A 25,388-nucleotide genomic window follows, 5' to 3' on the forward strand; every position below is an offset into this window, starting at 1 on the left:
GAAGAAAATGAGTTCCCGCAGAGATTTCCTCAAAACGCTGGGCGGCATGACGCTGCTGACCGTCGTACCGCGCAGCGTGCTCGGAGGCCCGAAATTCGTCGCCCCGAGCGACCAGCTCACCAAAGGCATCATCGGCGTGGGCGGCATCGGCAAGAGCAGCTACCACTTCACGTCGAACGACGCCTGCCGGCTGGTGGCGGTCTGCGACGTTGACCGGAACCACCTCGACAGCGCCGTGGCGCTGGGCCGCAAGAAGTTCGGCCAAAAGCTCGAAGCCTATCACGACTACCGCGACCTGATCACCGACCCCAACGTAGACATCGTGCACATCGCCACCCCGCCCCACTGGCACGGGCTGATGGCCGTCGAAGCGGCCAAGGCGGGCAAGGACATCTGGTGCGAGAAGCCGATGACGCGCACCATCGGCGAGGGCAAGCGCGTCGTGGAGGCCGTCAAACGGAACGGCCGCATCTTCCGGCTGAACACCTGGTTCCGCTTCAAGGACACCTTCTACGGGCTGGGAACGACGGTCGAACCGCTGAAAAAGCTCGTAGACAGCGGCCTGCTGGGATGGCCCCTCAAGGTGACCATCTCCGGAGCCACGGGTTTCGCCTGGAAATTCTTCTGGGTGGGAAAGGAGAACCTCACGCCGCAGCCCGTTCCGGCGGAACTGGATTACGACATGTGGCTCGGACCGGCGCCCTGGAAGCCCTACAACAAACACCGCGTGCACGCCACGTTCCGCGGCTACTGGGACTACGACGGCGGCGGCCTGACGGACATGGGACAGCATTACATGGACCCCGTGCAGTACCTGCTGGGCAAGGACGACACCTCGCCCGTGAAGGTCGAGGTCGATGCTCCGCAGCAGCATCCCGACGCCGTGGGCATCTGGCACCGGATCGTCTACACCTATGCGGACGGCTGCCAGATCGTCCTCGAGGGCGAAGGTTTCGAGAGCAAAGGCAAGGTGCCCTACATCGAAGGGCCGCTGGGCAAGGTCTACCAGGGATTCGAGTGCACGATCCCGAACGTCATGGAGAAGATCTCCGAGATGCCCGACCCCGAGCCGCAGAACACCGATTTCCTCCAATGCGTCCGCACCCGCGAGCGTTTCGCCCTCGACGAGATCAAGGGACACCGCAGTTCGACGCTCGTGAACCTCGGGGCCTGCGCACTGAGGCTCAACCGCACGCTGCAATTCGATCCCGACAAGCAGCTGTTCGTCGGCGACGATGCCGCCAACCGGCTGATCGACCAGCCGATGCGCACGCCGTGGAAAATCTGACCCAACCCTGCAAACCTGAGATAACGATGAAAAAGATACTTGCAATACTCCTGCTGACCCTCGTGCCGTTCGCCGCCGGGGCGCAGGACGCACGCCAGCGCACCGCCGCGACGATCGTGGCGGACGGACTGAACCAGCTTCCGGCGCAGAACCCCAAGGCGTTCGACGCCGTCATGCAGGAGCTGGCCGCGACCGGAGCCGAAGGAATCCGGATGATGGCCGGGATGCTCGTCCCCGCCGCCGAGGGCAAAAATGCCGCCGTGGAGTACGCCATCAACGGCGTGGTGAGCTACGCGACCGCCGCAGACCGCGCGGAACTCGCCCGCGAGGTCCGCGCAGGACTCGTCGCGGCCGTGGAAGCCTGTACAGACAAGCCCAATCAGGCATTCCTGCTCTCGCAACTGCAACTCTGCGCGACGGCCGCCGAAGCCCCCGTATTCGTGAAATACGCCTCGGACAAATACCTCGCGGACTACGCCGTGCGCGGACTGATCTCCACGCCCGGAACCGACGGGGCGATACTCGCTCTGATCGAGCAAAGCCCGGCCCCGCAAGCCCTGCTGGCCTATGCCGCCGCGGAGAAACGCCTTGCGGCCGCCGAACCCGCGCTGCTGAAATGGGCCGCAGACCCCGCGGCCGACGACGCGACGAAGGAGGCCGTTTACAACGCGCTGGCGAGATGCGGCGGCGAAGCGTCGCTCGCAGCCCTCGCCGCGGCAGCCAAGGCCGCCGGATACACGTTCACGGAAAGCGATGCCGCAGGCGCCTACGTAAGTCTGCTCGCACGCCTCGCCGCCGAGGGGAACGCCAAGGCTCTCGCTGCGGCCAAAGCCCTGCGGAAAGCCGGCATGCCGCAGAACATACGGATCGCGGGACTGGAAATCGCCCTGCGTGCGGATGCCAAAAAGCGGACGCAGGAGGTGCTTGCCACCTTGAAAGACACCGACCGGAACTATCGCTGCGCTGCGCTCGACTGCGCCGCGGAGTTCGCCGACGACGACCTCTACGCCGCGATCGCCAAAAAACTGCCGTCGCTGAAGAACAACACGGCGAAAACCGACGTTATCAGTTGGCTCGGAGCCCGACACGCCGTCTCGCAGGCCGGGACGGTCATCGCCGCCATCGCGTCGTCCGATCCGGAACTCGCCCGCGCGGCCATCCGCGCCGCCGGCCGGATCGGCGGGCAAGAGGCCCTCGACGCCCTCGTCGCCCAGCTCGACGGACCGCACGCCCGGGAGGCGTCGGCCGCTCTCGCAGCTTTCAACGGCAAGCCCAACGCCGCTTTCGCAGCCGCCCTCGACGGCACGCCGCGGACACAGGCCAACGCCCTGAAACTCGTGGCGATGCGCCGCATAACGACCGCCGCAGACAAGGTCTTCGCCCTGCTGGAATCCCCCGATGCCGCCGTGCGGGCCGCCGCATACGACGCATTGGCAGGCGTCGCCTCACCGAAAGATTTCGAACGTCTGTGCGACCTGCTGGACAAGGCGCAGGAGGCCGACGTGAAGGCCCTGCAAGCCGGCTTGAAAAATGCGCTGGCCCGGGAGACGCCCGCCGCCCAATACGAAAAAACGATGGCCCGGATCGCCTCCGCCCCCGCGAAAGCCCGCTATTACCCCCTGCTGGCGCAAGCCGCCAGCAAAGAGGCGATCGACGCCCTGCTGGCTGCCGACGATCGCGAAGCCGCCTTCGCGGCCCTGCTGACGGTCGAAAATCCCGCAATGGTGGATGTATTGTACGACCTCGCCCGCCGGAATCCCGCGTGGACCGACGCGGCGCTGGCCCGATACACGGAGTTCGTGACGGCATCCGCCGACACGGGCGTCCGCAAATACCAGCTCTACCGCCGCGCCCTCGAACTGAACCCCTCGGCCAAGGTGCAGAACAAACTGCTCAAGGCGCTCGCCAAAACCCCGGAATTCCCGGTGCTGGTGCTCGCCGTGAAATATCTGGATAACCCCGCGACGGCCGAAACGGCGGCGCTGGCGGTGAAGACCGCGGCGGCGAAGAACCCCGACATGGGCGGAGAGATCGTCGCCTCGGCTCTGAAAAAGGCACAGGAGGTCTACGCCGAACTGGCCAAATCCGACGCCGATGCGGGTTACGCCGTCGATGAGATCAAAGGTCTGCTGGCGAAACTCCCCGCCGAAGGGTTCGTTCCGGCATCCCTCGCCCCGGAAACGTGGAAGGCCGTGGCCGGCGATCCCGACGCCCGCCGGGCGATGAAGCCCAAAGCGCTGGCCAAGGCGCAGCAGGAAGCCGACGCAGCGGCGGCCGGAACATGGAACGCCGCAGACGGCGTGCTCACGGGAGCGACGGGAGCCCCGACGCTCGGGTCGGCGAAGGAGTACGAAAATTTCAGTCTGATCGTCGAATGGAAAACCGACGGCGAGGCGGGTCTCGGCATCCGCTCGATCCCGCAAATCGCCCTCGGAGGCCGGAACGCCGGAGCGCTGACGGGCAACATGCTCCACGAAAACACGGCTCCTGCGGCCGCCAACCGCCCCGGAGAGTGGAACACGATGGAGGTCCGGGTGGTGAACGACCGCGTGACGGTGGTGCTGAACGGCATCACGACATGCAACAACGTCATTCTCGAAAACACCTGCAACCGTGAAATCCCCGCCTACACCGAGGGTCAAATCCTGCTCGTCGGAGGCACGGCTCCCGTCAGCTTCCGCGAAATGTACGTCCGCGAGCTGCCCCCGACGCCGCGTTTCGAGCTCTCGCCCGAGGAGGCCGCAGAAGGCTTCGAAGTGCTCTTCGACGGAACCTCGATGCACAAATGGACCGGAAACATCACCAACTACGTTCCCCTCGACGGCACGATCTACGTCACGGCGCAGTACGGCGGCAGCGGAAACCTCTACACCAAGAAGGAGCACGCCGACTTCATCCTGCGCTTCGAGTTCCAGTTCGTGCAGGAAGGGGTCAACAACGGCATCGGCATCCGCACCCCGATGGGCGTGGACGCCGCCTATCACGGCATGGAGATCCAGATTCTCGACCACGACGCCCCGATCTACAAGAATCTGCGCGAATACCAGCAGCACGGATCGGTCTACGGCATCATCCCGGCCAAACGGGTGAAATTCCCGCCGCTGGGCACCTGGAACGTCGAGGAGATCCGCGCCGTGGGCGACCGGATCACGGTGACGGTCAACGGCGAGGTGATCCTCGACGGCGACATCCGCGAAGCCTGCCAGGGACACAACGTGGCGCCCGACGGCGGCAAGAAGAACCCCTACACGGTCGATCACCGCAACCACCCGGGGTTGTTCAACGCCTCGGGACACATCGGACTGCTCGGACACGGCCCCGGCATCAAGTTCCGCAACATACGAATCAAGGAACTGCCCGCCTCGAAGGTCAGGGATCTGCCTGCCCCCGTCAAGACGAAGTAGCACGACCGACCGCCCGAAAGAAAACCCGCCGCCAACCGGCGGGTTTTCCCGGCCTAGCGGCAGGAATCCATAAATTACGCTATATTTCGAGGAACCAAAAGACTAAAATATGATCATACCCTGCTTTATCGGCTACATGGAGATCGTCATCATCCTGCTGATCGTGCTCCTGCTGTTCGGAGGAAAGAAAATTCCCGAACTGATGCGCGGAATGGGCCGCGGCATCAAAGAGTTCAGAAACGCCGCCGACGAGGACAACAGGAAACAATCCGCGAAAAAGCAGGACAAATAAAATCCGGCTGCCGCGAAAACGACATCACGATCTCCCTCTCGATAGACGCCTTCACGCTGGGCGACCAGCGCGAAACCCACATCCGAATGTCGCACGGCGAGATCGACGACGACGAACGCTCCGCATCCGCAAATTCCGAGGCGGCGAAGAGCAGGCATACAACTTTTCGGGACTTCTCGGAAAGCCCTTCCACACCGGAGCCGACCTCCGGCTGATCGAGGATTTCGTCGAAACGCTCAACCGACGGGAGCACCGGTTCCACACGGCCATCGCCGATTCGGTCGAAAGTCACCGCATCTGTTTCGAGGCCGAGCGCAGCCGACTCTTCGGAAAGACTGTCTCGCCGGAGGTACGATAACCGCACAGTTTGCAAAACAAAAGCGCTTCACAGGCTCTCGAAATCCCGAAAAAATCACTACCTTTGCGGAAAACAAACAACTATATCATTTATACAGTATGGAATTCGAAGGAACCGTTTACAAAATAATGCCCGTGACGAAAGGAACGTCGGCGCGCGGCGAATGGCAGCGTCAGGACGTGGTTTTCGAGATGAACGAGGGTTCGTTCACCCGCAAGATCTGCGTGACGTTCTTCAACAAGCCCGAAGACGTAGCCCGGCTGAAAGAGGGGGCGACCTACAACGTCTCGGTCAACATCGAGTCGCGGGAGTACAACGGTCGCTGGTACACCGACATCCGCGCATGGCGTCTGCAACCCAAGCAGGAGACGGCAAGCGCTCCGATGCCCGACATGCCGCCCATCGTCGAGGAGCCATCCTACGCATCCTCGCCCGCACAGGTTGACGACCTCCCCTTCTAAAGGAGGCTTAGCAGCCTCTTTCAGGCGCGATGGAACCTCATAACGATCATATCCAGTTCTGCACCAAGACTTAAGAAGCCTTTTTTATATCCATAGAAAAATCCCGGACCCTGAAATAGCGTGGGATTATAACGATGTAACGATTCGATTATCGGGTCGTTACATTTTTAATATAAGATAATAGGTAACGAAAAGGTAACGGTTTGTTTTCAGCTTTTTGCGCCCAAATACCGTATTTCAAATAACCTACTGCAAGATACGATTTTTTTGGAATTGGCAAATAGTCAAGAGTTGTTAGATGCAACCTGTTTCTTTTACAATTTCTGAAGTGTATTGTCCAAAATCGAACCTCCGTATTTGTGATTTTTGTTATATGTTTTATGATTACTATTACCACTTTAGAATGCATATTTGAATATAAACTGAGTTCCTTTCTCCTGTACAGATTCCTGTTCCAAGAAAAAAGAGTTCAGACGTATCTTGTTTTCTTGAAGGATATGTCTGGGAATCTTCCTGATAGATATTGGCCGTGTATTTAATGACGGTCTTTTTATAAAAAAAATCGATGAACAGATTCATTGTCAGTATCTATAATAAGTTTTCTCAGCTCATCAATTTTTGCGTGAAGCTGTTTCTGCTGTTTAGAATCTGGAAACGCAACTCCTTCTAAGATCCAGCATCCGGTATATATACTTGCTTAGGATGAGTGGTCTTTGATTATTCTATAATTATAAACCTGTTGGTTGAATTAGATTAGTGAATATTTTATCAGCCCAATCGGACGAAGATTAACGAAATTGCCCTATTGCATAAACGTCATAGCTGCGATTTTGCCTGCCATACGGGTAAAGAGACCGCAGGATTGCTTTGCATAGTTTCGTATCATCATGAGATTGTCGTTGAGTTGGGAGAATATTGTTTCTATACGCTTGCGGAATCTCTTGTATGTCCGGGATGGCGGACGCCAGTTTTTCTGATTCAGCCGATACGGGACTTCAAGAGTTATATTAGCTGTCTCAAAGAGGTTTTTCTGAACCTCGGCACTGAGATAACCTTTGTCTCCAAGCATCATACAGTCATGATATTCCCAACGCACATCATTGAGGTAATGGATGTCATGTACGCTTGCCGCAGTCATGTCATAGGAATGTATCACACCTCGTATCCCGCACACAGCATGGAGTTTATAACCGTAATAGTGCAGACCTTGCGAGGCGCAGTATCCCCAATCCGGAGCGGCCTCCGCGTTGTCTCGGCCCATGACACAACGTTTCGCCCTTGCGTTCTGGCAGACCTTTACCGGCTTGGAATCAATGCAGAACACGTCCTCAGATCCGTCAATGGCGACAGCAACCTCCTTGCGGATTTCCTCGGCAAGTCTGGCCGTCAGCTTACGACGGACATTGAACTGCCGGCGGCTGATCTGGTTTGGCAAATCGTCCTTGCACTCATGTCGCAGACGATGAAAAAGAAGATTTTCGCTATCGAATCCGAAAGCCTCGGCGGTTATGCCGAGAGCGACGACTTCGAGGTCGGAAAACTTCGGAACAACGCCACAACGGGGTACGTTTCCAAGTTCATTTACACGATTCCCAGCGAAATCCTTGCAGATTCCGAGAATTCTAACGAAATTTGCTATGAAGTTGCGCATAAGCAGAGCAATAGTAGTTAACGGTGTGATTACCACTAATTTGCTAATAATCTGCAATTTGTGCAACTTTTTCATTTATAAATATTGGGAAATTTAATTCAACCAACGAGTATAAAAGATTATCTGAAAGCCGTGTCAAAAGATGTTAATTAATCCTTTTTTTGACAAATTTCGGGCAAAAGTGAATGAATGCGCACCACAAAAACGGGCGGCAGAATGCCTGCCGCCCGTAAAGTATTGGGTTTCGCGTCACTGCTCGGCGATTATTACCGCCGTGGGAACGCTTCGCTCCCGTAGCGCGACGTCCTGCGCAGTCGTACCGGGCGTGTCGCTGGGCATGTTGAGCACCCGTCCCTCCCGGCCCACGAAGGTCGAGGAGCCGCCGCCGTCGAGATTGATCGCTTCGACACATCCCAGCGAGATCATTTTGTCGGCCAGTTCGGGCAGTGTCATACCGGCGCTGCCCCGCTTGTTGCGTCCGTCGCAGACCACGATGACCAGTTTCCCGTCCTCCGTGGCGCCGATGGCCGTCCGGGGATGCCGCGCAAGCCCCTGCAGACCTCCGCAGTCGAAAATCTCTTTCCAGTAGTTCTCCTCGGCCACGTTCCGGCCCCCGTGGACCAGCATCGGGCCGCCGCCGATGGCGTTGTAGGGCTGCCAGCGGCGTCCGCCCGCCGTGTGCGAGGTCGGTGGCGCCGGCATGAACGTCATGGTCTTCTCGTTGTTGCCGAGCGCGGACGGGAAAGCATAGGGACAGTTGTCGTCGTCGGCCACGCAATAGACCCAGGCCGCCTCGAAACTTCCGTCGCGCAGCTGCCCCAAAGCGGCCCGCACGGGGAAGAAATGCGTGTAAGGATTTGTGGACCATATCCAATCCTCCTGCACGGCGAGCGATCGGACCACACCCCGGTCGATGAGCAGGCTAACCGAAGTCGTACCGCCGAAGAACCCCCCGTTGACGGCCAAATACGGCGTACCGTCTCCCGATTCGGCGAATGCCGAGAAATAGGCCGTCGGCTTCTTCGCTGCGGAGAACTGCGGACGGAACCGCAGGTTCGGATTCGCCTTGAAATCGACGATGGCGTAGAAGCCCAGGCACTTCGAGCCGTTCGCAAGTTCCTGCGTAAACTCATCGACCGTAAGACCCTTCGGATAACCGGGCAGACCTTCCGGATTTTCTTCGCCGCCGTCGCCGCCCGGATCGTCCCCTTCAGAGAGAGCCGGAGGAGTCTGGTGCTCCTTCTCGCTGCATTGTACGCAGGTGCAGCACAACAGAAGGGCTACCAACAGCATATAACCGAGATTTTTCATGTGCATCATACAAATGTTTATTCATTTCATGGAAGCAAAGATAATTAATTTACGGTAACATAAAACTCTTCAGCGTAAATATTTTTACTTTGTATGATGTTTTGAATAATTTTATTAATTTTGCCATCAAAGCAATCGATCGCTCACCCAAACCCTGCCCGATATGAAAATACCGAGATTTATTGCCTGCCTTACGGCGCTGCTCTGCATGGCCGCTGGCTGCCGCTCTGAGGACGATGCCGCCGTCCGCGCACTGGCCCGGCGGATCATTCCCGAGCACGAAAAACAGTTCCGCTTCGAGCGTCTTACCGATACGACCGAGTGTTTCGAACTGGAATCCCGCGGCTCAAAGATCGTCGTGCGCGGCAACAGCTCCGCCTCGATTGCCGTGGGACTGAACCATTACCTGAAGAATTACTGCCTGACGACCGTCTCGTGGCATGCCTGCAATCCCGTGGAGATGCCTGCCGTGCTACCGCGGATCGACGAAAAAGTCCGCGTCGAATCCCGCGCACGGGAGCGTTTCTTCCTCAATTACTGCACGTTCGGGTACACCATGCCGTGGTGGGGATGGACCGAATGGGAACGCTTCATCGACTGGATGGCGCTTCAGGGCGTAACCATGCCGCTGGCCATCACGGGGCAGGAAGCCGTCTGGCAGCGGGTATGGACCCGGCTCGGACTTTCGGACGAAGAGGTCCGCGCCTACTTCACCGGTCCGGCCCACCTGCCCTGGCACCGCATGTCGAACATCGACCGCTGGCAGGGTCCGCTGCCCGAGGAGTGGATCGACGGCCAGCTGGCGTTGCAGCAGCGTATTCTGGCGCGCGAACGCGAACTGGGGATGAAACCCGTGCTGCCGGCCTTCGCGGGACACGTTCCGCAGGAGCTCAAAAGACTCCATCCCGATGCCCGGATCACACGCGTGAGCTACTGGGGCGGCTTCGACGATCGATACCGGTGCAGTTTCCTCGACCCGATGGACCCGCTTTTCGCGGTCATCCAGCGGGAGTTCCTCACCGAACAGACCCGTCTGTTCGGCACGGGCCATATCTACGGCGCCGATCCGTTCAACGAGATCGACGCCCCGACGTGGGATCCTGAAACGCTCGCCGGAATGTCGCGCCACATCTACGAGTCGATGGCGGAGGTCGATCCCGAGGCGGTGTGGCTCCAGATGGGTTGGCTCTTCTATGCCGATCCGACGCACTGGACCGCGGAGAACATCCGCGCCTTCCTCGGCGCCGTGCCGCAGGACCGGCTGCTGATGCTGGATTACTTCTGCGAATTCACAGAGATCTGGAAGCAGACCGAAAAATTCCACGGCCAGCCTTACTTGTGGTGCTACCTCGGCAATTTCGGGGGCAACACGATGCTATCGGGCAATTTCCATACCGTGAGTGCCCGCATGGAGGACGCTTTCGCCCATGGCGGCGACAACCTGCGCGGCGTGGGCTCGACGCTCGAAGGCTTCGGCGTTAACCAGTTCATGTACGAATTCGTGCTGGACAAAGCGTGGAACACGGGCATTGCGGACGACGAGTGGATCGCACGCCTGGCCGACCGCCGCACGGGATTCCGCGACCCCGCGGCCCGCACCGGCTGGCGGACGCTCTGCGACAGCGTCTACACGCTGCCCGCGCAGACCGGACAGTCTCCGCTGACCAATGCGCATCCCGCGCTGGAGGGTAACTGGCACTGGACCACCAAGCCCACGACGGGCTACCGTTTCCCGACCTTGTGGCGGGTTTGGGAAGAGCTGCTCGCTGTGGACAGCGAACGCGACACCTACCGTTTCGACGTAGTGAACATCGGCCGGCAGGTGCTGGGCGACTACTTCCTGATAGAACGCGACCGTTTCGCCGCGGCCTATGCGCAGCACGATCGGAAGGCGATGGACGCCGCCGCCCGACGCATGACCGGATTGCTTGCGGACATCAACCTGCTCACGGCCTGCCACCCCGAGTTTTCGCTCGAGCGGTGGATCGCCGCGGCGCGCGGCTTCGGCAGCGACAACGCTTCGAAAGATTACTACGAAACCAACGCCCGCATGCTCATCTCGGTTTGGGGCGACAGTTACCACCTTACCGATTACGCCAGCCGCACATGGTCCGGAATGATTTCGACCTACTACGCTCCCCGCTGGCGGCTCTTCATCGAACGCGTGATGGAGGCGGCCCGCACGGGCCGGATGTTCGATCATGAGGCTTTCGACCGCGAAATCCGCGACTTCGAATGCCGATGGGCCGACGCCTCCCACCCGCTTACTTTCCCCGAAGCGGGAGACGCCGTGCGGACGGCGCGCGAACTGGCCTCGAAATACAAACCGCTGTTCGACGCCGAGCGGTAGGGCGTCGTACCTATTTATATAAAACCCCGGACTTTATCGTACAGTCCGGGAGTTTTCCGTTCGCAGAGGGCCGCTTCTCAGAACAGCCCCAGCGACTTGCTGCGCGCCAGTATGCAGGCGCCCATCACTCCAGCGCGTTCGCCCAGGGTCGAGAGGCGTATCTGCGTATCCTTGTTGACCAGCATCAGCGAGTATTTGTTGATGGCGTTGCGCACGGGCAGCATCAGGTACTCCTTGGCCACCGAAAGCGTACCGCCGATAACGATCACCTCCGGATTGAACATGTTGATAAGCCCCGCGATGGCCTTGCCGAGCGTGTGCCCCACCGACTCCAGAATCTCGATGGCCAGCACATCCTCCTTCAGCAGCGCGGCCAGAATATCATTCAGCGTGATCTCCTCGCCTTTTTTGTATTTCTCGGAAAGCATCGACACGCGTCCCTCCTTGAGTTTCTCCAGAAAAATCCGGTGCATGGCCGAACCGGAAGCCCCCGTCTCAAGACAGCCGCGTTTGCCGCAGCGGCAGATGATCTCGTTGTCGAGCAGCGGAAAATGGCCGAATTCGCCCGAAAAGCCCGACTTGCCGTAAAATATCTTGCCGTCGATGATCATCCCCAACCCCAGTCCCCAGCTGGCGTTAATGTAGAGCATCGTCTTCTCGGAGTGGGCGTCGCCGTACATATATTCGCCGTAAGTGGCGGCACGGGTGTCGTTCTCGATGTAGACCGTCGTGCCGAGACGCTCTTCGAGCAGCATCGTCAGCGGCTGTTCCTCGACGAAGAAATAGCTGTAACTGTATCCGGTCTGCGAATTGACGCGGCCCGAAATATTCACCCCGACGGCCAGCACCTTGTCGCGGGCGATCTTGCGCGCACGGATGAAATTCTGAATCACGTCGCAAAGACGGTCCAGCGAACGGGGATCGTTGTCCATCAGAAAATCGACCGTCGTTTCATCGATCAGCTGTCCCTTGAAATTGATGGCGGCCATCATGACCGAATCCTTGCGCAGATCGACGCCGACGAAATACCCGGCATAGGGATTCAGGCCGTAGATATTCGGCCGTCGTCCGCCGGCCGTCCCCTGCTCGCCGAAATTGTGCACGAAGCCCTCGTCGATCAGCTCCCCGATGAGTTTGGTCACGGTCGGCACGCTCAGATTCACGGCCTTGCTCAGATCGGTGATGCTCGAATCGCCGCCGAGAATGTACTGACAGATAATCTGCTGTTTGAGAATAGCGGCCTTGTTGCCTTCCGTGGCCAGTTTGAGGAACGAATTGGTCATTTCGTCGGGGTGTTTGATTTACGTCTTTACGATTGGGTAAAGATAAAAATAAATAGCGAGTCGGGCAAACATTCTGCGGAAAATGCGCCCCGAGCCGCGAATTTATAACGAATGTCGCCATGCGGACCGTTCATTCGCAGAAATTTTACGATCGTACCCCGATCGGCCGCCGCCCTTCCTGCGAACGAGCTCCACCTGCAAAATAAACATATTTGTGACAAAACCGCTGTTGAATAAATTTTATCACCAAAACCGCTTGTGATAATAATTTTTATTATTACATTTGCTCGTGATTTAACGCCACCTTTATTATAACCAAACCGCCATGCAGATCAAAGGAACCTTTCTGGACGAAATCAGCCACGACATTCCCCACCAGAACTGGGGCGAAAAGGAGTGGGACGCCGATTTCGGACACATGCACCGGGCCGGTATCGAGCACGTGATACTCATCCGCTGCGGCTACCGCCGCTGGCAGACCTTCTCCTCGCAGGTGCTCACCTCGGAGGAACGCTGTTACGAACCGCCCGCGGACCTGGTCGGGATGTTCCTGCACCTGAGCGAAAAGTGGGGCATGAAATTCTGGTTCGGGCTCTACGACTCGGGCAAATACTGGGCATCCGGGGATTATCTGCACGAGGTGGAGCTCAACTGCCGCCTGATCGACGAGGTGTGGGCCCGTTACGGGCATCACGCCGCTTTTGGCGGATGGTACATCTCGCAGGAGTGCAGCCGCAACACGGGCAAAATCATCGACCTCTACGCCCGGCTGGGCCGTCACTGCAAAGCCGTCTCGGGCGGACTGCCGACGCTGATTTCCCCCTACATCGACGGCAGCAAGAACATCAGCCAGTACACCGACCGGACCACGCGCACGGGCGGCGTCACGGCCGAGAGCCACGAGGCGGAGTGGGACGCCATTTTCCGGGGGATTCAGGGCGCGGTGGACATCGTGGCCTTTCAGGACGGGCACGTCGAATACGACGAGCTTCCGGAATTCCTCCGCATCAACAAGCGGCTGGCCGACCGCTACGGCCTGGAGTGCTGGACCAACACCGAGACCTTCGACCGCGACATGCCGATCAAGTTCCTGCCGATCAAGTGGGAGAAGCTGCGTCTGAAGTTGCGGATGGCCGAGGAGGCGGGTATCGATCAGGCCATCACCTTCGAATTCTCGCATTTCATGTCCCCGCAGTCGGCCTACCTGCAGGCGGGGCACCTCTACGACCGATACCTCGAATACTTAAATACTTCGAAGAAATGAAAAAAACGCTGTTCCGCGGCCTGCTCGGCGCCGCACTGACGATACTTGTCTGCCTGCCCGCCGCATCGCGCGGCAAAGGTCCGAAGAAGACGCGCGAATTCACGGATGCGGATTTCCGCACCGAAAAGATCCTCGAAGCCCTCCCCATCCGCGCCACGTTCCTCGACGAGGTGAGCTGGGACATTCCCCATCAGAACTGGGGCGTGAAGGAGTGGGACGCCGACTTCAAGGCCATGAAGCAGATGGGAATCAACACCGTCGTGCTGATCCGCGCCGGGCTCGGCAGCTGGATCGCGGCGCCGTTCGATTGCCTGCTCCGGACCGGAAAGGTCAAGTATCCGCCCGTGGATCTGGTGGAGATGTTCCTCGCGCTGTCCGACAAGTACGGAATGGATTTCTGGTTCGGGACCTACGACTCGTGCTACCACTGGCACGTGGGAGAGTATGAGAAGGAGATCGAACTGAACATGCAGCTCATCGACGAGGTGTGGGCCAAATACGGCCACCACAAATCGTTCCGGGGCTGGTACCTCTCGCAGGAGATCAGCCGCCGCACCCGCAACGTATCGAAGATATACGCCGCGATGGGCCGGCACGCCAAGGAGATATCGGGCGGGCTGAAGACGATGATCTCGCCCTACATCCACGGCGTCAAGACCGATCAGGTGATGGCCGGCGACAAGGCGATCACCGTCGAGGAGCACCGCCGCGAGTGGGACGCGATTCTGAGCGACATCGCCGGAGCCGTGGACATCCTCGCTTTCCAGGACGGACAGGTCGATTACGACGAACTCTACGACTACCTGGTGGTCAACCGCGAGCTGGCCGAACGCTACGGCATGGAGTGCTGGACCAACGTCGAATCGTTCGACCGCGACATGCCCATCCGTTTCCTGCCGATCAAATGGGAGAAACTCCTCTTCAAGCTCGACGCCGCACGGCGCGCCGGGATGCAGAATGTCATCACGTTCGAATTCTCGCACTTCATGAGCCCCAATTCGTCCTACACCCAAGCGGGACACCTCTACAACCGCTATATGGAATACATGAACTATCTCCAACACAAAAAATAAAGAACCTCCCATGATCGATTTCAAACAACTGGCGTGTCTGAACCGGGACGAACTGCTCGAAAACGTGGTTCCGTTCTGGCTCACCCACTCGCAGGACGAACGATACGGCGGCTACTTCACCTGCCTCGACCGCGGGGGCGACGTCTACGACACCGACAAATTCGTCTGGCTGCAGGGACGGCAGGTGTGGCTGTTTTCGATGCTCTACAACCAGGTCGAGAAGCGTCCCGAATGGCTCGAATGCGCCGTACAGGGGGCGGAGTTCCTCCGTAAACACGGCCACGACGGCAATTACAACTGGTACTTCTCGCTCACGCGCGAAGGCCGGCCGCTCGTGGCTCCCTACAACATCTTTTCCTACACGTTCGCCACGATGGCCTTCGCGCAGGCGGCTCTCGCCACGGGCAGCGACCAATATGCCGAAATCGCCAAGCGCACCTTCGCGCGGATTCTCGAAAAACGCGACAACCCCAAGGGACCGTGGTGCAAGACCGTCCCGGGCACGCGCGACCTGAAGGATTTCGCCCTGCCGATGATCCTCTGCAACATGGCGCTCGAAGCGGAGCAGATGATCGACCCCGCGCTGCTCGACGCGACGATCCGGGATTGCATCCACCAGGTCATGGAGGTCTTCTACCGCGGGGAGCTGGGGCTGATCGTCGAGAACGTCGCAGCGGACGGCGAGCTCTCCGACTCGTTCGAAGGCCGGCAGATCAATCCCGGCCACACGCTCGAAGCTATGTGGTTCATCATGAACCTCGGCGTGCGGCTCAACGACCGGGCGCTGATCGACAAGGCCGTAAAGATCGCGCTCGACACGGCTGAATATGGCTGGGACAAGGAGTACGGCGGCCTGTTCTATTTCATGGACCGGCTCGGACACCCGCAGCAGCAGCTCGAATGGGACCAGAAACTGTGGTGGGTGCATATCGAAGCGATGATCGCGATGATCAAGGGATACCGCCTCACCGGTTCGCAGGCGTGTCTCGACTGGTTCCTCCGGCTGCACGACTACACCTGGTCGCATTTCAAGGACCCCGAATACCCCGAATGGTTCGGCTATCTGAACCGCCGCGGCGAGGTGCTGCTCCCGCTCAAGGGCGGCAAATGGAAAGGCTGTTTCCATGTACCTCGCGGTCTGTACCAGTGCTGGAAAATACTCGACGAGTGCCAATAACCCAAACATAAAACTATGCGAAAAATGCCTTAATCAACCATTTCGAGCGGAGCACGTCTCCCGTCACAAAAATCTAAACCTATTGCAACCCTAATTTTATGAGAAACGTTTACAAAATGAAACCTTCAGGCATTCGCTGCCTATTGAGCAGCGTATTAGCCGTGGTCTCCATGGCGATCACAGGCACCAATGTGGCTGAGGCGCAAGGACTTTCAGTCTCCGGAAGAGTGACCGACGCAAGGGGGGGGGAAATTTCGGGTGCTACGGTCATCGTAAAAGGTGACAACACCCGGGGAACTACCACCGATGCACAGGGACAGTATGCTATCGAGGTCTTGTCCTCCGACGATGTGCTGGTCTTCAGTTTCCTCGGTTACAAAACTGCAGAAGTGGCCGTCCGCGGCCGCAAAACCCTGAACGTCCAACTGGAAGAGGACGCCACGCTGGTGGATGAAGTGGTCGTAGTGGGATACGGCACACAGAAACGACAGTTTCTCGTAGGCTCCGTGTCCCAGGTCTCCAGCAAGGAGTTGCTGAAGGCCCCGATGACCAACGTATCGAACATGATGACCGGCAAATTGCCGGGAGTGACGAGTATTCAGCGTTCGGGACAGCCCGGCAGCGACGGCACCACGATCTTCGTCCGTGGAGTCTCCTCGTTCAACAATTCCAGCCCGCTTTGCATCGTCGACGGGGTGGAGCGTATGATTAATACGGTCAACCCCAACGACATCGAATCGATCTCCATCCTCAAGGATGCCGCCACCTCGGCCATCTACGGCGTACGCGGAGCCAACGGCGTTATTCTGATCACCACCAAAACCGGCTCGAAGGGCGCTGCTACCATTTCATACGACGGCTCGGCGACTTTCACCACCAATGTCGCCATGCCCGAGATGCTTAACGCCCAGGACTACATCGGCTGGCACAACAAGGCTCGCGAGATGGACGGATTGAATCCGCTGTGGACGGATGAGGTGATCGCCGGTATGAAGGAAAAAGGGATATACGGTGAAACGGACTGGATGGATCTGCTCTTCAAGAACTACGGTTTCACACACCAGCACAACATCTCCGCTACGGGAGGTACCGACCGCGTAAAATACTATACGAGCATCGGTATGATGAATCAGGACGGTATCCTGCCCAATACCTCTTACCAGCGTTTCAACGTGCGCGCCAACATCGACACGAAGATCGCCAAGAATTTCAATCTGAACGTCAATATCGCCGCATTCCGCGAAGACACCCACGCACCCGGATACTCTCTTGGCACGCAGGGTGAGTTCAACCCCATCTCGCAGGCGCTCTTCTCGTTGCCGATCATCGCTCCGACCTATAATGACCTGCCGCAAGGTTATATGAGCGGCGTATACACGCAGCAGCCCATTGCCGCGGTCAACAAGAGCGGTTTTCAGGATACGAAGCGCTGGCAGTTCGAGGGAAACGCCAAATTGGAATACGATTTCGGCAGCATCAAGGCGCTTGAAGGACTCAAGGCCGCCGTACACGTTGCATACGACTATTCGAATACGGGCAACCGCAATATGCTGCAATCGTACCAGCTGATGTCATTCTCGCCCACGACGATGAATTCCACAGTCGTGAATGCATCGGGAGTCAATGTCAACAGCAGCTTCAACAAATCGTCGTCGTTCGGAGACGGATTCACCGTTCGCCCGACGCTGACCTACAACCGCGAATTCGGGCGTCACAGCGTAGGCGGCCTGTTCTTCTACGAGCAGAAAAAAGCCTACTCGGACACAATGACCGGCTATAAGGCGGGGTATTTCGCCTCCTATCCGGTCGATCTTTCGATCGGCACCACGTGGGAAGGCATCACAACCCCCGTAACCGGTTCGTTCAGCGAAACGAGTATCGCCAGCTACGCCGGCCGTTTCAACTATGCATTTGACAAGAAATATCTGGTCGAATTTACATTCCGCGCGGACGGTTCCTACAAGTTCGCCCCCGAAAACCGCTGGGGATTCTTCCCGTCCGCAGCCGTCGGCTGGGTCATGTCCGAAGAGAAGTTCTTCAAGCAGGCACTCCCGAAAATCGACTTCTTCAAGCTGCGCGCCTCTTACGGCGAACTGGGTATGGACGATACGAGCCCTTATCTCTATGTGCAATCCTACAGATCGACCGCACCCTCCTACAGCTATATCATAGGCGGCAAGGGTCAGACGACCTATTACACCAGCAACTATGTCTACAAGGACCTTACCTGGTCGCGTTCGCGCAGTTTCAACGTGGGCCTGGACCTGAACGCTTGGGGCGGAAAACTGGGCATCGAATTCGATTGGTTCTACAAGGTTACCGACAATATCCTCGAACAGGTCGGCGGTTCCTACGCACCCTCCCTGGGAGGCAACGTACCGTCATACAAAAACTCCGGCAAGGTAGATAACCGCGGCTTCGAGCTGGTGCTAAAACACAACAATCACTTTGCCAGCGGTTGGCGGTATTCGCTGACGGGTAGTCTCTCGTGGGCCCGCAACCGGGTTCTCGCCAAACAAATTTCCGACAACCATCCGATGTACCGTGCCATCCTGGGCAAACCGATGGGTACGCTCTACGGGTACAAGGCGATCGGACTCTATCAGACCGAAGAGCAGATCGCCAATTCGCCGACGGCTCCTTCGGGAGAGAAGCGTCTGGGTGACCTGATGTATGCCGACGTCAACGGCGACGGCAAGATCGAGCAGTCGCAGGACTTCATCAAAATCGGCCGCGGCTATACCCCCGAGATGAACTTCTCGCTCAATATGGAGGTGGCATGGAAAAACCTCTATCTTACAGCCCTCTGGCAGGGTGTAGCCATCTGCGATTATCAGCTCAGCGCGGCATACTATTCGGGCGTTTTCGACAACACGATGTACACCCGTCCTTTCTACGGCAACGGCAACGCACCCTATTATCTCGTGGAGAGCGCCTGGCGTGAAGACAACCGCAATGCCGACTATCCGCGTCTGAGCACCGTAGCCAACGGCAACAACGCATGGCCTTCGTCCTGGTGGGTGAAAAACGGGGCATATCTTCGTCTGAAGAACCTCCAGATCGGCTACTCGCTCCCCGAACACATTCTGAAAAATACCGGTATCGGCCGGGTAAATATCTACGTGGCAGGAACCAATCTGCTGACTTTCAGTGCATTCAAATACGTGGACCCCGAAATGCCGTCGGTCAACAACGGTTACTACCCGCAACAGCGGACCTACAGTATCGGAGTCAATTTATCCTTCTAACCGCTAAAGCAACTGAACCTATGAAAAAGATCATATTCATACTCGGTCTGGCGGCCGTCGTATTGGGCACCTCCTGTTCCGACGTGCTGGACCTGAATCCGGCGGACCGGTTTTCGCCGGCGACCGTCTGGTCCACCACCACTACAGCTGATAAATACGTCATCGGACTCTACTCCATCTTCGGGGCAAACACCGAGATGCGCGGCGGCGATGCCTATGCGTCGCCCCGATTATCGGATGCCTATTCCGACATCCTGAAAAGCACCTCCTGGAATCAGTACAACCACAACTTCAACGCCACGCTCCTCCAGGAAACGGCTTTCAACAGCAACTCCGCCGGTGCGTTCGAGTGCTGGTCGAGTCATTATGACCGCATCCGCCGCGAAAACGAATTCCTGCGCGACGCGGCCGAATTCGGCCGCAAATTCGGTGAGGACTGGCTCAAGATTCGTATCGCCGAAGTGCGTTTCTGCCGTGCCTACGCCTATTTCATGCTGTGCCGGGTTTACGGCGGGGTGATTCTTCGCACCGAAGTCGACGGCCCTGAGCAGAACGACAAAGCCCGTTCGACGGAGGAAGAGTGCTGGGGCTTCATCATTAACGAACTGAAGGAACTGGCTCCCGACCTGCCCTTGAAATGGGACAGCGACAACTCGGGCCGCGCCACTCAAAAAGCCGCATACGGTCTGTTGAGCCGCGTAGCGCTCTACGCTGAAAAATGGGATGTCGCCGCACAGGCCGCACGCGATTGCGCCACGGCAGAGGGTAATCTGGACCTGTCGAAGAACGGCTATGCCAAAATCTTCGAACTCGGCATCAACAGTCCCGAAGTACTCTTTGCCGTAGAATTCAAATCCAGCGTGATCGACCATGCCTACGACGCCTACGTGCGGCCCTCGGGCGATACAAAGGAGTTAGGCAAGCAGGTTTATTCGGGATTCGTTCCCACCAGCGAATTGGTCGACAGCTATGAAATGGCAGGCGACGGCGGCAATTTCTCCTGGGAGAAACACGGTAAGGATCCCTATGCGAACCGTGAACCGCGCTTCTACGCCACGATTCTCTATAACGGAGCCGATTGGATGGGGCGGAAGATCGAAAGCTTCGTTGGCGGCAAGGACGGATACAAGGCCTATGAAAACGCCGGAGCCGCCGGAACGACCGTAACGGGTTATTACCTGCGCAAATACCTCATAGACGGAGACAAGACGTGGGTCACGAGCGGCTCGGGACAGGACTGGATCGTACTGCGCTATGCCGAGGTCCTCCTGAACAAGGCTGAGGCACTTGCCATGGAGAACTGGAACAAGAACAGCGCCGAAGCGCTGCAGGCGCTCAACGATGTCCGCGCCCGCGTCGGACTGCCCGCGCGTGCCACCGCCGACAAGGAGACCTTCCTGGAATACGTGCGTCACGAACGCAAGGTGGAGTTGGCCGGCGAAGGTTTCCGCTACTGGGACCTGCGCCGCTGGCGGCTGGCCGAAAAAGTCATCGACGGGCAGAACGTGCACGGCGTTAAGATCTCCAAACAGTCCGACGGTTCATTTACCTACGAGCAGGTCGATGCCGACGGCGGACACAAGCGCATCTTCTACGACCGTTATTACCGATTCGCCATTCCGCTTTCGGAGCGTTCGAACAATTCGCTCTGTACGAACAACGACGGATGGATCTAATGATTAACCGCAAAAACAGAACGACTATGAAACTCCGTAAATATCTTGCAGTACTGGCCGTAGCGGCATTCGCATCGCTTGCGACATCATGCGCCGAAGCGGAAGACGAATTCATCCACACGGACAGTACGATTAATTCCATCGAAATCCAGCCCGCCGAAGGCGGAGCCGGTATCGCAGGAATCATCGACGAAACGACGGGCGAGATTTTCTTCCCCATTCCCAAACAACTTCGTGAAAAATACGACGTGAAAAAGCTGATGGTACGCGCAAACGTGGCTTATGACACCTATATCTATCCGTCACTGTCGGGATTGAAAGACCTCTCCGATCCGATGGAGATCAAGGTTCGGGCAGGCGACAATGGATCGCGAACCTATACGCTGTGGGCTTTCTACACGCGCAGATAACGAATTACAACGAATGAATAAATCTAAAATTAACTCGACCAATATGAAAAAGTTCAATTTATTCGCTTACGCCACCCTGGCAGGTCTCGCGCTGTCGTTTGCAGCCTGTACGGACGACGATCCGGAAATCAGCAAACCCGGCCCGCAGATCGACCGCGGCGAAAAATGCCGTATCGAATCTTTCGTTCTGAATCTCCCCGAAGGGGAAACGCTTTCAGGCGATGTCTACGACTACGACAAATCGATCGACCTTGCCTATACCACGCCGCAGCTGGAAGCCATGAAGACGGCCACCGCCACGGTGAAACTCTCCGAAGGCGCAACCATCACGCCCGATCCCTCCGTGGCGGCCGACTATACGCAGCCGATTTCATTCACGGTGACGGGAGCCGACGGCAAGACCACCCGCATTTATACAACAAAGCCCGTTGAAAAAGTTGTCGTTTCCTATACCAAGATCGGTGCTCTGGCAGAGAAAACGGCCACTCAGATGGACATCACCGATCACACGAAATACCTGCAAATCGGCGTCAGCGGCGACAAGATCGTCATCGGCACCAAGGTATTCGACGGCAAGACGCTCGCTGCCGCAGGCAATCTGAACATGACCGGTTACGACGGATTGCAGGTCACCTCGCTGGCTAACGACGAGGCAGGACATCTGATCGCTTCACTGACCGCTGACGGCACGAGTGGATCGGCTCCTGTTACGTACGCCTGCTGGAAGAACGGATGCGACCAGCCCGCCGAAACGATCCTCGGTCCGTCGGACAGCGCCATCGCAGCGTTCCTCTCCGTGGGCGGCAACCTCGTCGAAGGCAAAGCGCTCATTACGGCATTGGGCGCACGCGTAGCCACTGGCCCGAGTTTCTGCTGGGGTTTCGCCGACGGCGTGCGTGGCGACTACTACAACCTGCTTACCGGACAGCCCTCGAACGACGGCTCGTGGAGCCAGATGGTTTCGGCCTGCTCGGGAGAGGTTTCGGGCACCTGGTTCATGTGGGATGCCGTGGCCGGCGGTCACAACGTATTGACCTGGGAAGGCTGGGACGGCACATCCTCGCTCAATCTGAAGCAGATTCCGGGAGCAGCGCCCAACGGTCCGAACAACTGGGGTAACTACACCAAAGGTTCGATCCGCGCTTTCATGTTCAACGAAAAGGCTTATGCCGCCGTCTTCACCACCGGCTGGCCCTGCACCTACGTCTCGATCGTGGACTCGAACGGCGAATTCCTGCTCAACCCCGCCGAGGCGACGCTCAATTACGCGATCTCGGACGCCAACCCCTACTGCCCCGTCGGAACATTCGTGTATAACGAAAAGGAAAACTGCGGTTACGTATACGTACTGGTTCCCGGGCACGCAGTCAAGAGCTGGAAACTGGAGATCACTTACGATTAACAAACCTTACACCTGTCACGACAGGTCTTGACGAAACCGTATCAATCCGCATTCTTCCCGGTCCGGGCCCGTTCTCGGGCCGGAGGAATGTGGTTCTTTTAACACGACCCATGAAAATAAGCACCTTTTTTACAGTCATCCTCTTCGTTGCAGCGACATCGATATCCTGTGGCGGAAACTCCGCCCGGACGCTTCGCGCCGCCGACGGTGGAAAACCCAAAATGCTCTGGTTCGACGCAGAGGCCAATTTCAAGCGCTTCGCTTCGCAGGATTCGATCCGCTACTATTTGGACCGCACCGTCGAGTGCGGATTCAACCACATCGTCGTGGACGTGCGCCCCATTTCGGGCACCGTGCTCTACGAAAGCGATATGCTGGAACCGCTCACCGTCGTTGGTCCGGACACCGTCCGCCGCGATTGGGACTACCTGCAATGCTTCCTCGACGAAGCGCGTAAAAGGGAACTAAAAGTGACCGTCTCGACGATGATTTTCCCTGCGGGATTCACCACGTTCCGCCAGGGAGCGGCCTACTCCGACCCGGAACTGGCGGGCCGAACCTGTGTCGAATACACGCCCGAAGGGAGGAAAGACATCAAGGACGACCCGACGAAAGTCGCGGCGTTCCTCAATCCCGTACTGCCCGAAAATCAGGAGTACGTGCTGCGTTTCGCACACGAACTGCTCACAAAATACAAGTTCGACGGCTATGCCCTCGACTATTGCCGCTTCCCCGATGCTGAGAGCGATTTCTCGCCCGCTTCGCGCGAAGCGTTCGAAACCTACCTCGGACACGGCATCGACCGTTTCCCGGAGGATATATTCACCTACGACGCCAACGGAGCCCGCGTGGCTGGCCCCTACTATAAACAGTGGTGGGAGTTCCGCTCGGGCGTCATCCGCGACTTCATCGCCGAAGTGCGCACGCTTATCGAACGGACCCAGCCCGGCGTGAAACTGGAGTATTGGGCCGCCTCGTGGCTGCACGCCATCTACACACAGGGCCAGAACTGGGCCAGCCCGCGTTCGCGCTTCCACGAAGCCTATCTCGACGATTGGGCCACGCCGACCTACAACCGCACCGGATTCGCCGATCTGCTCGATGTCTTCATCACGGGAACCTACCTCGAAAAGGTATGGGGCATGGATGACCCCGAATCGATCGAATACGGTCTCGCCCGCTCGCTGAAGGATGTCGACGGCGACTGTGCGGTCTACGGTTCGCTCTACGCCCAGAACCATGTCGATCAGTTCGAAGACGCCGTATACCTGTGTCTTTCGCGCACGGACGGAGTGATGGTCTTCGACATCATTCAGGTCATCGAAAACGATCTATGGGATGACATCAAACGTGGTATCGACCGGGCTGAAAAAGAACAGAAAACTCAAAAATGACAAGATGAAAAAATCCATCCTGATACTTTGTGTCCTGCTGATGGCGGCGATTCCGTCCGCCTGCACGGAATCGCATAAAACCCCTCCGGAACTCGACAAGCCGCAACCCGGGCCGAACCCCGATCCGAAACCGGAACCCTCAGAGGGAAAGGAAAAAATGCTCTGGTTCGATGCCGAGGCCAACTTCCAGCGATTCTCGACACAGGCCGGTATCATCGCCATGCTCGACAAAACACAGGAAGCGGGATTCAACAAGATCGTCGTGGATGTGAAGCCCGTCGAGGGGGACGTACTCTACAAAAGCGAGTTCATGACCCAAGCGACGACTATCGGTTCAGTTAACGTTGCCGACAGAGGTTGGGACTACCTCCAGTTTTTCCTCGACGAGGCACATAAACGGAACCTGAAAGTGACCGTCTCGACCACCGTATTCCCCATGGGCATGCCCAGCACCAGACAGGGACCCGCCTACCGGGGCACGACATGGAAGGGGAAAACCTGCATGCAATACAAGCCCGAGGGCATGGTCGACATCAAGGATGACCCCACGAAGGTCGCAGCGTTCCTCAATCCCGTCCTGCCCGAAGTTCAGGAGTTCGCCCTGCGTTTCATTCGTGAAATAGTCACCAACTACGATTTCGATGCCTACGCGCTCGACTACTGCCGTTTTCCGGACTATCAGAGCGATTTCTCGGAAGCATCCAAAGAGGCGTTCGAAAAGTACATTGGCGGACTCGTCGAGACGTGGCCGGGCGATGTCTTCACCTACAACGCTTCCGGCGAAAGAGTCCCCGGCAAATACTACAAAGAGTGGTGGGAGTTCCGCTCGATGATAATCCACGACTTCGTAGCCCGCGTTCGCAAGGAGATCAAGGCAATCAAACCGGACGTAAAATTGGAATATTGGGCCGCTTCGTGGTGGGGCGCACTCTATGCCAACGGACAGAACTGGGCCAGCAAGGCGTTCCGTCCGCTAACGGATCAGGATGCGTGGTCGTTCAACTCTTGGTGTTCGATCAATTACCACCAGACCGGTTTCGCCGATCAGCTCGACACGTTCCTGCTGGGGACCTACCTGCCCCGCGTGTACGGACCCGACGACGGCGAGTCGATCGAATACGGTATCAACCGTGCCGAGCGCTTCCTGCTCAACGCCTGTACCTATTACGCGACGGTGGATTGCTCGCAGAAGACATTCGACATCGAGGAAGCCTGCTATTACTGCCTCAAACGCACGGCCGGGCTGATGGTCTTCGACATCGTTCATGTCATCAACAACGATATGTGGGCCGCCATCAAGCGGGGTATCGACCGTTACGAAGCGGAGACGGCAACCGAATAAGTAA

At 57.7% G+C, this 25,388-nt stretch carries 17 protein-coding genes; 14 read left to right on the plus strand and 3 right to left on the minus strand.

The genetic code is table 11. From position 1 onward, the window contains the following. The first annotated feature begins 7 nt into the window (after positions 1-7). The 4 genes from NQ519_RS03830 to NQ519_RS03845 all read left to right on the plus strand — a co-directional run bounded on the left by NQ519_RS03830 (position 8) and on the right by NQ519_RS03845 (position 5,803). Positions 8-1,288 (plus strand): Gfo/Idh/MocA family oxidoreductase, encoded by a 1,281-nt coding sequence (locus NQ519_RS03830; RefSeq protein WP_019149391.1) that lies wholly within the window; start codon positions 8-10, stop codon positions 1,286-1,288. A gap of 26 nt (positions 1,289-1,314) precedes the next feature. Beyond that, positions 1,315-4,692: a 3-keto-disaccharide hydrolase gene (locus tag NQ519_RS03835; RefSeq protein ID WP_019149390.1), complete on the plus strand. Its 3,378-nt coding sequence runs from the start codon at positions 1,315-1,317 to the stop codon at positions 4,690-4,692. A 109-nt stretch (positions 4,693-4,801) separates the two neighbouring features. Further along, complete coding sequence (gene tatA, locus NQ519_RS03840; protein ID WP_019149389.1) at positions 4,802-4,984, plus strand: twin-arginine translocase TatA/TatE family subunit; 183 nt, start codon at positions 4,802-4,804, stop codon at positions 4,982-4,984. 456 nt (positions 4,985-5,440) lie between these two features. After that, on the plus strand, positions 5,441-5,803 hold the full coding sequence (locus NQ519_RS03845; RefSeq protein ID WP_019149388.1) for a DUF3127 domain-containing protein: 363 nt from the start codon (positions 5,441-5,443) through the stop codon (positions 5,801-5,803). An 802-nt stretch (positions 5,804-6,605) separates the two neighbouring features. On the opposite strand, the gene NQ519_RS03850 is transcribed toward NQ519_RS03845, so the two are convergent. Then, complete coding sequence (locus tag NQ519_RS03850) at positions 6,606-7,529, minus strand: IS982 family transposase (RefSeq protein ID WP_044118563.1); 924 nt, start codon at positions 7,527-7,529, stop codon at positions 6,606-6,608. Positions 7,530-7,703: 174 nt separating this feature from the next. Then, entirely contained in the window at positions 7,704-8,765 is a 1,062-nt protein-coding gene (locus tag NQ519_RS03855) for a phosphodiester glycosidase family protein (RefSeq protein ID WP_229092093.1), read from the minus strand. 208 nt (positions 8,766-8,973) lie between these two features. Here NQ519_RS03855 and NQ519_RS03860 point away from each other — a divergent pair, with 208 nt between their 5' ends. Further along, the gene (locus NQ519_RS03860; RefSeq protein WP_015547688.1) at positions 8,974-11,115 is read left to right on the plus strand and encodes an alpha-N-acetylglucosaminidase; all 2,142 of its coding nucleotides are present in this window, start codon (positions 8,974-8,976) and stop codon (positions 11,113-11,115) included. A gap of 77 nt (positions 11,116-11,192) precedes the next feature. On the opposite strand, the gene NQ519_RS03865 is transcribed toward NQ519_RS03860, so the two are convergent. Continuing rightward, on the minus strand, positions 11,193-12,398 hold the full coding sequence (locus NQ519_RS03865) for an ROK family transcriptional regulator (protein ID WP_015547687.1): 1,206 nt from the start codon (positions 12,396-12,398) through the stop codon (positions 11,193-11,195). Between the two features lie 325 nt (positions 12,399-12,723). On the opposite strand from NQ519_RS03865, the gene NQ519_RS03870 reads away from it, so the two are divergent. The 9 genes from NQ519_RS03870 (at position 12,724) to NQ519_RS03910 (ending at position 25,384) form a co-directional block, all read left to right on the plus strand. Beyond that, positions 12,724-13,662: a DUF4434 domain-containing protein gene (locus NQ519_RS03870; RefSeq protein ID WP_019149387.1), complete on the plus strand. Its 939-nt coding sequence runs from the start codon at positions 12,724-12,726 to the stop codon at positions 13,660-13,662. Then, positions 13,659-14,735 (plus strand): DUF4434 domain-containing protein, encoded by a 1,077-nt coding sequence (locus NQ519_RS03875; protein WP_019149386.1) that lies wholly within the window; start codon positions 13,659-13,661, stop codon positions 14,733-14,735. Before NQ519_RS03870 ends, NQ519_RS03875 begins: the two co-directional genes overlap by 4 nt. Before the next feature lie 10 nt (positions 14,736-14,745). After that, positions 14,746-15,912, plus strand: a complete 1,167-nt coding sequence (locus NQ519_RS03880; protein WP_015547684.1) for a n-acyl-d-glucosamine 2-epimerase — start codon at positions 14,746-14,748, stop codon at positions 15,910-15,912. A 116-nt stretch (positions 15,913-16,028) separates the two neighbouring features. Continuing rightward, positions 16,029-19,160 (plus strand): SusC/RagA family TonB-linked outer membrane protein, encoded by a 3,132-nt coding sequence (locus tag NQ519_RS03885; RefSeq protein WP_052308416.1) that lies wholly within the window; start codon positions 16,029-16,031, stop codon positions 19,158-19,160. Between the two features lie 20 nt (positions 19,161-19,180). Further along, complete coding sequence (locus NQ519_RS03890; RefSeq protein WP_015547683.1) at positions 19,181-20,836, plus strand: RagB/SusD family nutrient uptake outer membrane protein; 1,656 nt, start codon at positions 19,181-19,183, stop codon at positions 20,834-20,836. 26 nt (positions 20,837-20,862) lie between these two features. Continuing rightward, the gene (locus NQ519_RS03895; protein WP_227901029.1) at positions 20,863-21,246 is read left to right on the plus strand and encodes a hypothetical protein; all 384 of its coding nucleotides are present in this window, start codon (positions 20,863-20,865) and stop codon (positions 21,244-21,246) included. A gap of 43 nt (positions 21,247-21,289) precedes the next feature. Then, the gene (locus tag NQ519_RS03900) at positions 21,290-22,648 is read left to right on the plus strand and encodes a DUF5018 domain-containing protein (RefSeq protein WP_019149383.1); all 1,359 of its coding nucleotides are present in this window, start codon (positions 21,290-21,292) and stop codon (positions 22,646-22,648) included. Between the two features lie 221 nt (positions 22,649-22,869). Beyond that, entirely contained in the window at positions 22,870-24,042 is a 1,173-nt protein-coding gene (locus NQ519_RS03905; protein ID WP_019149382.1) for an alpha amylase family protein, read from the plus strand. Positions 24,043-24,046: 4 nt separating this feature from the next. Then, positions 24,047-25,384 (plus strand): family 10 glycosylhydrolase, encoded by a 1,338-nt coding sequence (locus NQ519_RS03910; protein ID WP_026076260.1) that lies wholly within the window; start codon positions 24,047-24,049, stop codon positions 25,382-25,384. Positions 25,385-25,388 lie beyond the last annotated feature (4 nt).

Source organism: Alistipes senegalensis JC50, from assembly GCF_025145645.1.
GTDB classification, from domain to species: Bacteria; Bacteroidota; Bacteroidia; order Bacteroidales; family Rikenellaceae; genus Alistipes; species Alistipes senegalensis.